Here is a 9,748-nt window from a genome sequence, read left to right on the forward strand (position 1 = left end):
GAGCGACCTCACCGTCACCGATCTCAAGCGGCTGTGAGCCATGAACGCGTCGCCCTTCTCTTCCCTCTCGGATGGTCACCAACGCCTGCAGGCGCTGGTCGGCGCATGGCGCGGCGAGGAAGAAGTCGCGGCAACGCAATGGACCGATGCCGGCACGGCGACTGCGGAAGTTCAGGCCGAGGCTCAGTTCGGCGGCTTGTTCGTGGTGCAGCGCTATCGCCAGCGCCGCGACGGGACGATCTCGTTCGGCGCACATAATGTGTTCGGCTTCGACCAGCAGAACGGCCTCGTCACCATGCATCAGTTCGACTCGATGGGGTTCGTGCCGATGTCACCGGCCACGGGCACGTGGAACGACGGCGAATTGGCGCTGGAACGGTCGTCGCCGCGCGGCTCGGCTCGCGTGACCTACAATTTTGACGACATCGATACCTATCGCATGAAACTTCAGTTCAAGGCCACGAGCAGCAATGCTTGGGAAGACATGGTGAGCGGGCTCTACCGGCGCGTCTCGCCTTCCACGATCAACGGTTTTTAGAAAAGGGCCGCGATGTCCATTCTCGTCGACAAGAATACCAAGGTGCTGGTTCAGGGTCTGACCGGCAAGACCGGCACGTTCCACACCGAGCAGGCGCTGGCCTATCACGGCACCAAGATGGTGGGCGGCATCCACCCGAAGAAGGGGGGCGAGACCTGGACCGGCTCGAAGGGCGAAAGCCTGCCGATCTTCGCCACGGTGGCCGAGGGCAAGGCAAGGACCGGCGCCAACGCCTCGGTCATCTATGTGCCGCCGGCGGGCGCGGGCGAGGCCATCATCGAGGCGATCGAGGCAGAGATCCCGCTCATCGTCTGCATCACCGAAGGCATCCCGGTGATGGACATGGTCAAGGTCAAGGCGCGGCTCGACCGCTCCACTTCGCGGCTGATCGGCCCGAACTGCCCTGGAGTGCTGACGCCCGACGAGTGCAAGATCGGCATCATGCCCGGCAACATCTTCCGCAAGGGCTCGGTGGGCGTTGTTTCGCGCTCGGGAACACTTACCTATGAGGCAGTCTTCCAGACCACCAATGTCGGCCTCGGCCAGACAACGGCGGTTGGCATCGGCGGCGACCCGGTCAAGGGCACCGAATTCATTGATGTGCTGGAGATGTTCCTCGCCGACGACGAGACCAAGTCGATCATCATGATCGGCGAGATCGGCGGCTCGGCCGAGGAAGACGCCGCGCAGTTCCTCAAGGACGAAGCCAAGCGCGGCCGCAAGAAACCGATGGCGGGCTTCATCGCCGGGCGCACGGCGCCGGCCGGCCGCACCATGGGCCATGCGGGCGCGGTGATCTCGGGCGGCAAGGGCGGCGCGGAAGACAAGATCGCGGCGATGGAATCGGCCGGCATCAAGGTCTCACCGTCGCCGGCCAGGCTCGGCACGACGCTGGTCGAGGCGATCAAAGGTTAAGGCAGTAGGGGAGTAGGGCAGTAGGGGGATAGGACGAACGGGACGAGCGTGTCGACAGCTTGCTCGCCCTACTGCCTTACTCCCCTACTGCCCTACTCCCCTCCAAACTAAGGAGACGGAGCCAGGCTCCGCAGACGAAAATGGCAAGACAAGATCAGGCCAACGACCAATTCTCGCTCACCTCGTTCCTCTACGGCGGCAATGCCGACTATATCGACGCGCTCTACGCGGCCTATGAGGACAATCCGGCTTCGGTCGATCCGGAGTGGCAGGATTTCTTCTCGGCGCTGAAGGACGACGCGGGCGACGTCCGCAAGAACGCCAAGGGCGCCTCCTGGGCGAAGCCCTCCTGGCCGCTGACGGCCAATGGCGAGCTGGTCTCGGCGCTGGACGGCAATTGGGGCCTGGTTGAGAAGGCGATCGAAAAGAAGGTCAAGGACAAGGCGGTCGTCAACGGCGCCGTGCTTTCCGACGCCGACGTGCACCAGGCGACGCGCGATTCGGTGCGCGCCATCATGATGATCCGCGCCTACCGCATGCGCGGCCACCTGCACGCCAATCTTGATCCGCTCGGCATCGCCAAGCCGCTCGAGGACTATAACGAGCTGTCGCCGGAGAATTACGGTTTTACCGAAGCCGATTACGACCGGCCGATCTTCCTCGACAATGTGCTGGGCCTGGAATTCGGCACCATCCGGCAGATGTTGGACATCCTGACCCGCACCTATTGCTCGACCCTTGGCGTCGAGTTCATGCATATCTCCGACCCGGAAGAGAAGGCCTGGATCCAGGCGCGCATCGAAGGCGCCGACAAGGAGATCACCTTCACCGCCACCGGCAAGAAGGCGATCCTGTCCAAGCTGATCGAGGCCGAGGGCTTCGAGCAATATATCGACGTCAAGTACAAGGGCACCAAGCGGTTCGGCCTCGACGGCGGCGAGTCGCTGATCCCGGCGCTGGAGCAGATCGTCAAGCGCGGCGGTCAGCTCGGCCTCAAGGAAATCGTGCTCGGCATGGCGCATCGCGGCCGCCTCAATGTGCTTTCCCAGGTGATGGCCAAGCCCCACCGCGCCATCTTCCACGAATTCAAGGGCGGCTCGGCCGCGCCCGACGAGGTCGAAGGCTCAGGCGACGTGAAGTACCATCTCGGCGCCTCGTCGGACCGCGAGTTCGACGGCAACAAGGTGCATCTGTCGCTGACGGCCAATCCCTCGCATCTGGAAATCGTCGATCCGGTGGTGATGGGCAAGGCGCGCGCCAAGCAGGACCAGCTTTCCGGCCGCGAGCGTGGCGAGGTCGTGCCGCTGTCGGAGCGCGCCAAGGTGATGCCGCTGCTTTTGCATGGCGACGCCGCCTTCGCCGGCCAGGGCGTGATCGCCGAGATCCTCGGCCTGTCGGGGCTGCGCGGCCATCGCGTCGCCGGCACGCTGCACGTCATCATCAACAACCAGATCGGCTTCACCACCAATCCGCGCTTCTCGCGCTCCTCGCCCTATCCGTCGGATGTGGCCAAGATGATCGAGGCGCCGATCTTCCACGTCAATGGCGACGATCCGGAAGCCGTGGTGCACGCCGCGAAGGTGGCGACCGAGTTCCGCATGAAGTTCCACAAGCCGGTGGTCGTGGACATGTTCTGCTATCGCCGCTTCGGCCACAATGAGGGCGACGAGCCGGCCTTTACCCAACCGATCATGTATCGCAACATCCGCACCCACAAGACGGTGGTGCAGATCTATGCCGACCGGCTGATCGCGGAGGGCCACGTCACCCAGGCCGAGGTCGACAAGATGCGGGCCGACTGGCGCGCGCATCTGGAAGCCGAGTGGGAAGTCGGCCAGAGCTACAAGCCGAACAAGGCCGACTGGCTGGACGGCGCGTGGTCCGGCCTGCGCACTGCTGACAATCAGGATGAACAACGGCGCGGCAAGACCGCCGTGCCGGTGCGCACGCTGAAGGAGATCGGTAAGAAGCTGACCGAGGTGCCGAAGGATTTCGAGGCGCACAAGACGATCCTGCGCTTCCTCGAGAACCGCCGCCAGGCGATCGAGTCCGGCGAAGGCATCGACTGGTCGACGGCCGAGGCGCTGGCCTTCGGCGCCATCCTGCTCGACGGCAACCCGATCCGGCTTTCCGGCCAAGATTCGGAGCGCGGCACCTTCTCGCAGCGCCATTCGGTGCTCTACGACCAGCGCGACGAGACCCGCTACATCCCGCTCAACAACCTCTCGGCGGCGCAGGCCGGCTATGAGGTCATCAACTCGATGCTGTCGGAAGAGGCGGTGCTGGGCTTCGAATATGGCTACAGCCTGGCGGAGCCGAAGGCGCTGACGCTCTGGGAGGCGCAGTTCGGCGATTTCGCCAACGGCGCCCAGGTGGTGTTCGACCAGTTCATCTCGTCGGGCGAGCGCAAATGGCTGCGCATGTCTGGCCTCGTCTGCCTGTTGCCGCATGGCTATGAGGGCCAGGGGCCGGAGCACTCGTCGGCGCGGCTGGAGCGCTTCCTGCAGCTCTGCGCGGAAGACAACATGCAGGTCGCGAACGTCACCACGCCGGCTAATTATTTCCACATCCTGCGCCGGCAGTTGAAGCGCGACTTCCGCAAGCCGCTGATCCTGATGACGCCGAAGTCGCTGCTGCGCCACAAGCGGGCGGTGTCGACGCTGTCGGAGATTTCGGGCGAGAGCTCGTTCCACCGGCTGCTGTGGGACGATGCGCAGCTCTTGGCCGACCAGTCGATCAAGCTGGTCAAGGACTCCAAGATCCGCCGCGTCGTGCTGTGCTCGGGCAAGGTCTATTACGACCTCTATGAGGAGCGCGAGAAGCGCGGCATCAACGACATTTATCTGCTGCGCGTCGAACAGCTCTATCCGTTCCCGGCCAAGGCGCTGATCACCGAGCTGTCGCGTTTCCGCAATGCCGAGATGGTGTGGTGCCAGGAGGAGCCCAAGAATATGGGCGCCTGGTCGTTCATCGATCCCTATCTCGAATGGGTGCTGGCGCATATCGACGCCAAGCATCAGCGGGTGCGCTACACCGGGCGGCCGGCCTCGGCCTCGCCGGCAACCGGCCTGATGTCGAAGCATCTCAGCCAGCTCGCCGCGCTGCTCGACGACGCTCTCGGCGAATAACCGCACGAAACAGACCTCAAAAGACAAGAGAACGGACAGGCACAATGGCTACCGAAATCCGCGTCCCCACTCTGGGTGAATCCGTCACCGAGGCGACCGTTGGCAAGTGGTTCAAGAAGGTCGGCGACGCGATCGCCGCCGATGAGCCCCTGGTCGAGCTCGAAACCGACAAGGTGACGGTGGAAGTGCCTGCAGCGGGCGCCGGAACGCTGGCCGAGATCACCGTCAAGGAAGGCGAGACGGTCAATGTCGGCGCGCTGCTCGGCTCGATTTCGGCGGGCGGCGGTGCCCCGGCCACGAAGCCGCAGGCAGTGGCGCAGGCTTCCAGCCCGGATGCCGCGTCTTCGGTCAAGCAGGCCGCGGCCGAGACCGCCAAGATCGCTGGCGACAACGGTCCGATCGAGCCGCGCACCATGCCGCCGGCGCCGGCCGCGGCCAAGCTGATCGCGGAGCACAATCTCTCGGTCGACCAGCTGTCCGGCTCGGGCAAGCGCGGCCAGGTGCTGAAGGGCGACGTGCTCGATGCCATCGCCAAGGGCGCGCCGTCCCAGCCGGCCGAGACGCCGAAGGCGGCACCTGCGCCGGTCGTTGCCCGCGCGCCATCCTCGGCCGAGGATGCGCCGCGCGAGGAGCGCGTGCGCATGACCAAGCTGCGCCAGACCATTGCGCGCCGCTTGAAAGAAGCGCAGTCGACCGCAGCCATGCTCACCACCTTCAACGAGGTGGATATGAGCGCGGTGATGGCGCTGCGGGCCAAATACAAGGACGTGTTCGAGAAGAAGCACGGCGTGAAGCTCGGCTTCATGGGCTTCTTCACCAAGGCGGTGACGCATGCGCTGAAGGAAATCCCGGCGGTCAATGCCGAGATCGACGGCACCGACATCATCTACAAGAACTTCGCCCATGTCGGCGTCGCCGTCGGCACGGACAAGGGCCTGGTGGTGCCGGTGGTGCGCGACGCCGACCAGATGTCCATCGCCGAGATCGAGAAGGAGATCGGCCGGCTGGGTCTCGCCGCGCGCGACGGCAAGCTTTCGGTCGCGGACATGCAGGGCGGCACCTTCACCATCTCCAATGGCGGCGTCTACGGCTCGCTGATGTCGACGCCGATCCTCAATGCGCCGCAATCGGGCATTCTCGGCATGCACAAGATTCAGGATCGGCCGATGGTGGTCGGCGGCCAGATCGTCATCCGCCCGATGATGTATCTGGCGCTCAGCTACGATCACCGCATCGTCGACGGCAAGGAAGCGGTGACCTTCCTGGTGCGCGTCAAGGAAAGCCTGGAGGATCCCGAGCGGCTGGTGCTCGATCTCTAAGGTTTGGCGCTGTGGCTGAAACGGTCGAGCCGATCGATCTGTTCGAGCTTGTGATGACAGGCCGAGCAGGACCTGTCGAACTCGGCAAAAGCAGCCGTGAAACGGTCCGAGGCTTGATCGATCCGGAGTATGTGCGGGCGGACAATCACTATCGCCACGAGGACACCGAGTCGGCCTGGTGCATCTTTGGTCGCAATTGCGAGTTTTTCTTCAGCCCCGATTTTCGTCTGAGATCGATTAGCGTCGAGCCCGTCTTCGGGAGATTGCAGCCCGGTGGAATGATGGCGACTTGGTACGGCGATCTCAACGTCGATGTGGGCCGGCATCCCGTGACGTTCGCAGGCACCAGCCCGATAGCCATACATACCTTGCCCAAGGCATTGCAGTTCCTGAACGAGGGCGACTTCAAATGGGCAATCGGTGGCGGCAGCGAGCGCGACGTCTATATTAAGCTGGCGGAGAGTTCTCGCGTCCTGACCCTCAAGTATGAGGTAAACGCAATACCGGTCGGCGGGAAGAACAGTGTTGCGTTTGAGATAGACTATTTTCTTACGACGATTGTTATCCTCGATCAAGCTGTTCAGGGCGGATAGCAATGAGGATCCGCTCCCTCTTGACCGAAAGTCTTTCGACCGCGTCAATAGTGGCAGGCCTGATGATGGTTCCGTCCGCCGCCCAGGCCGCCTGCCCGATCCAGCTCGCCGTCTATGGCGAAGCGCAGAGCGGCGCCGAGATCGATTTCACCCCGGCTGGCAGCTCGGCGACGATCACCAATGCCTTCCGCATGATCCTCGACAACAATGTCGTGCTCGACGGCATCGCGATGTGGACCGAGGGATCGGCCGCGCGGCCGCATGGTTCGCTTATGTACAAATGCCCGACGGGCGACGTCACTGGCGAGGAGCTCGCCGCCTGCACCGTGTGGGAAGGCGTCATCTACAGCGCCGACGAGAAGGGCGGCGTCGGCCTGCTGCCGGCGGAGGGCGTCGACGCGCCGAAGACCCTGATCTTCCCCGATCTCGGGCCGTCGCTCGAAATGTCGGCCGCCTATGGCCCCGCCGGCTTCTCCAAGGTGCCGTGGGACATCTTCGTGCTGAAAGGCTGCCAGGAATGAGTGCCGAGAAAAAGACGCTGCTGGTCACCGGTGGCAGCCGCGGCATCGGCGCGGCCATCTGCCGGCAGGCGAACCGGGCCGGTTATCGCGTGGCGGTCAACTACGTCTCCAACCAGGTCGCGGTGGACGCGCTGGTCGCCGAGCTCAGGGCCGCGGGTGGAGATGCCTTCGCAGTGAAGGGCGATGTCGGCAACGAAGCCGATGTCATCGGGATGTTCGAAGCGATGGACCGGGCCTTCGGCCGGCTCGACGCTTTCGTCAACAATGCCGGCATCGTCGACGTCAAGGCGCGGGTCGACGAGATGAGTGTCGAGCGGCTGGAGCGCATGATGCGCATCAACGTCGTCGGCTCGTTCCTGTGCGCCCGCGAGGCGGTGAAGCGCATGTCGACGCGGCATGGCGGCAAGGGTGGCGCCATCGTCAACATCTCCTCCGCTGCCGCCCGGCTGGGCTCGCCCGGCGAATATGTCGACTACGCCGCCTCCAAGGGCGCGATCGACACCATGACCATGGGGCTCGCGCGTGAAGTCGCGCTGGAAGGTGTCCGCGTCAATGCGGTCAGCCCCGGAATCACCGAGACCGAAATCCATGCTTCCGGCGGCCAGCCGGACCGCGTGGCGCGGATGCAGGATATGCTGCCGATGAGACGCGCCGGCACGGCGGACGAAGTCGCCAGCGCGGTTCTCTATCTTCTGTCGGACGCGGCCTCCTATACAACGGGCGCGATCCTCAATGTGAGCGGCGGCCGATAGGCGCCAAAGCAAAGGACAAGACCATGGCTTATGACGTCGTAATCATCGGATCGGGACCGGGCGGCTATGTCTGTGCCATCAAGGCGGCGCAGCTCGGGCTGAAGACGGCGGTGGTCGAGAAGAACGCCACCTTCGGCGGCACCTGCCTCAACATCGGCTGCATCCCGTCGAAGGCGCTGCTCCACGCCTCCGAGATGTTCGCCGAGGCTGGCCATGCCTTCGATACGCTGGGCGTCGAGATACCGGCACCGAAGCTCAATCTGAAGAAGATGATGGCGCATAAGGACACGACGGTGGCGTCAAACGTCAACGGCGTAGCCTTCCTGTTCAAGAAGAACAAGATCGATAGCTTCCGCGGCACCGGCAAGGTGATTTCGGCCGGCAAGGTTTCGGTGACCGGCGAGGACGGCAAGGTCGAGGAGATCGAGACCCGGAATGTCGTCATCGCCACAGGCTCGGATGTCGCCGGCATTCCGGGCGTCAAGGTCGATTTCGACGAGAAGGTGATCGTGTCCTCTACCGGCGCGCTGTCGCTGGCCAAGGTGCCGGAGCGTCTCGTGGTGGTCGGCGGCGGTGTCATCGGGCTGGAGCTCGGCTCGGTGTGGGCAAGGCTCGGCGCCAAGGTCACGGTGGTCGAGTTCCTGGACAACATCCTGGGCGGTATGGACGGTGAGGTATCGAAGCAGTTCCAGCGGCTGCTCACCAAGCAGGGCTTCGAGTTCAAGCTCGGCGCCAAGGTCACGGGTGTGGCCAAGGCCAAGAAGGGCGCGACCGTGACCTTCGAGCCGGTCAAGGGCGGTGCCACTGAGACGATCGAGGCGGATGTGGTGCTGGTCGCCACCGGACGCCGGCCCTATGCCGACAGCCTCGGGCTGCAGGAGGCCGGCGTCGAGCTAGACGAGCGCGGCAGGGTCAAGACCGACGCGCATCTCAGGACCAACGTGCCCGGCATCTATGCCATCGGCGACGTCATCGCCGGACCGATGCTGGCGCACAAGGCCGAGGACGAGGGCGTCGCCGTCGCCGAGACCATCGCCGGCCAGGCCGGGCATGTGAACTACGACGTCATCCCAAGCGTCGTCTACACCAGTCCGGAGATCGCCTCCGTCGGCAAGACCGAGGAGGAGCTGAAGAAGGCCGGCATCGACTACAAGGCCGGCAAATTCCCGTTCAGCGCCAATGGCCGCGCGCGCGCCATGCTGCACACCGACGGCTTCGTCAAGATCCTGGCCGACAAGGTGAGCGAGCGCGTGCTCGGTGTCCATATCGTCGGCTTCGGCGCCGGCGAGATGATCCACGAGGCGGCGGTGCTGATGGAGTTCGGCGGCTCGTCGGAGGACCTCGCCCGCACCTGCCACGCGCATCCGACGATGTCGGAAGCGGTGAAGGAAGCGGCGCTGGCGACCTTCTTCAAGCCTATTCATATCTAGATCCCGAACCGAAGCGCGATGCGCGTCAGCGTTCGGCATGGCTCGTCTCGCAAGGTTCGCTTGAGCAATTCCAGGAAAAGTGTGAGCGGTATTCCGTCCGGAATTGCGTAAAAACAAAGAGATAGCGGTTCGCCGTTTCTATGAAACGGTGAAACGCTCCAGGAGATACCTCGTGTCCAAAGGCTCCGATCTGCTTGTTGCCGCCCTCGAGAATGAAGGCGTGGACCGCATCTTCGGCATACCGGGCGAAGAGAACCTCGACGTCGTCGAATCCATTCGCAAATCCTCGATCGAGCTTATCCTGACCCGCCATGAGCAAGCGGCCGCGTTCATGGCCGCCACCCACGGCCGGCTCACCGGCAGGCCCGGCGTCTGCATCACCACGCTTGGCCCGGGCGCCTTGAACCTGACCACAGGCGCGGCCTACGCGCTGCTCGGGGCCATGCCGATGGTCATGATCACCGGACAAAAGGGCGTCAGGTCGTCCAGGCAGGCCCGGTTCCAGATCGTCGACGTCGTCGCGGCGATGAAACCCCTGACCAAGCTTTCGCG

General features: G+C 64.1%; 9 protein-coding genes. All 9 read left to right on the plus strand.

Annotation, left to right across the window (positions count from 1 at the left end; genetic code table 11):
- Window positions 1–40 precede the first annotated feature (40 nt).
- Window positions 41–538, plus strand: coding sequence for a DUF1579 family protein (locus EOA24_RS16100; protein ID WP_126080452.1), 498 nt, complete (start codon window positions 41–43; stop codon window positions 536–538).
- Window positions 539–550: 12 nt separating this feature from the next.
- Window positions 551–1,453, plus strand: coding sequence for a succinate--CoA ligase subunit alpha (sucD, locus tag EOA24_RS16105; RefSeq protein WP_126080453.1), 903 nt, complete (start codon window positions 551–553; stop codon window positions 1,451–1,453).
- Between the two features lie 140 nt (window positions 1,454–1,593).
- The gene (locus EOA24_RS16110; protein WP_126080454.1) at window positions 1,594–4,581 is read left to right on the plus strand and encodes a 2-oxoglutarate dehydrogenase E1 component; all 2,988 of its coding nucleotides are present in this window, start codon (window positions 1,594–1,596) and stop codon (window positions 4,579–4,581) included.
- A gap of 44 nt (window positions 4,582–4,625) precedes the next feature.
- Window positions 4,626–5,900: a 2-oxoglutarate dehydrogenase complex dihydrolipoyllysine-residue succinyltransferase gene (gene odhB / locus EOA24_RS16115; protein WP_126080455.1), complete on the plus strand. Its 1,275-nt coding sequence runs from the start codon at window positions 4,626–4,628 to the stop codon at window positions 5,898–5,900.
- An 11-nt stretch (window positions 5,901–5,911) separates the two neighbouring features.
- Window positions 5,912–6,493: a hypothetical protein gene (locus tag EOA24_RS16120; RefSeq protein WP_126080456.1), complete on the plus strand. Its 582-nt coding sequence runs from the start codon at window positions 5,912–5,914 to the stop codon at window positions 6,491–6,493.
- Window positions 6,494–6,555: 62 nt separating this feature from the next.
- On the plus strand, window positions 6,556–7,014 hold the full coding sequence (locus EOA24_RS16125) for a hypothetical protein (protein WP_245467319.1): 459 nt from the start codon (window positions 6,556–6,558) through the stop codon (window positions 7,012–7,014).
- Window positions 7,011–7,766, plus strand: a complete 756-nt coding sequence (locus tag EOA24_RS16130; RefSeq protein WP_126080458.1) for an SDR family oxidoreductase — start codon at window positions 7,011–7,013, stop codon at window positions 7,764–7,766. The genes EOA24_RS16125 and EOA24_RS16130 overlap by 4 nt, the downstream gene beginning before the upstream one ends.
- Before the next feature lie 23 nt (window positions 7,767–7,789).
- Window positions 7,790–9,196: a dihydrolipoyl dehydrogenase gene (lpdA, locus tag EOA24_RS16135; protein WP_126080459.1), complete on the plus strand. Its 1,407-nt coding sequence runs from the start codon at window positions 7,790–7,792 to the stop codon at window positions 9,194–9,196.
- A gap of 172 nt (window positions 9,197–9,368) precedes the next feature.
- On the plus strand, window positions 9,369–9,748 hold a 380-nt coding region (locus EOA24_RS16140), incomplete at its 3' end, for a thiamine pyrophosphate-binding protein (protein ID WP_245501803.1).

Source organism: Mesorhizobium sp. M2A.F.Ca.ET.039.01.1.1 (assembly GCF_003998035.1).
Lineage (GTDB): Bacteria > Pseudomonadota > Alphaproteobacteria > Rhizobiales > Rhizobiaceae > Mesorhizobium.

Excerpts from the sequence above, each read along its gene's own strand:
- EOA24_RS16100 (WP_126080452.1), top strand. The coding sequence starts at position 41 with ATGAACGCGTCGCCCTTCTCTTCCCTCTCGGATGGTCACCAACGCCTG.
- sucD (WP_126080453.1), top strand. The coding sequence starts at position 551 with ATGTCCATTCTCGTCGACAAGAATACCAAGGTGCTGGTTCAGGGTCTG.
- EOA24_RS16110 (WP_126080454.1), top strand. The coding sequence starts at position 1,594 with ATGGCAAGACAAGATCAGGCCAACGACCAATTCTCGCTCACCTCGTTC.
- odhB (WP_126080455.1), top strand. The coding sequence starts at position 4,626 with ATGGCTACCGAAATCCGCGTCCCCACTCTGGGTGAATCCGTCACCGAG.
- EOA24_RS16125 (WP_245467319.1), top strand. The coding sequence starts at position 6,556 with ATGATGGTTCCGTCCGCCGCCCAGGCCGCCTGCCCGATCCAGCTCGCC.
- EOA24_RS16130 (WP_126080458.1), top strand. The coding sequence starts at position 7,011 with ATGAGTGCCGAGAAAAAGACGCTGCTGGTCACCGGTGGCAGCCGCGGC.
- lpdA (WP_126080459.1), top strand. The coding sequence starts at position 7,790 with ATGGCTTATGACGTCGTAATCATCGGATCGGGACCGGGCGGCTATGTC.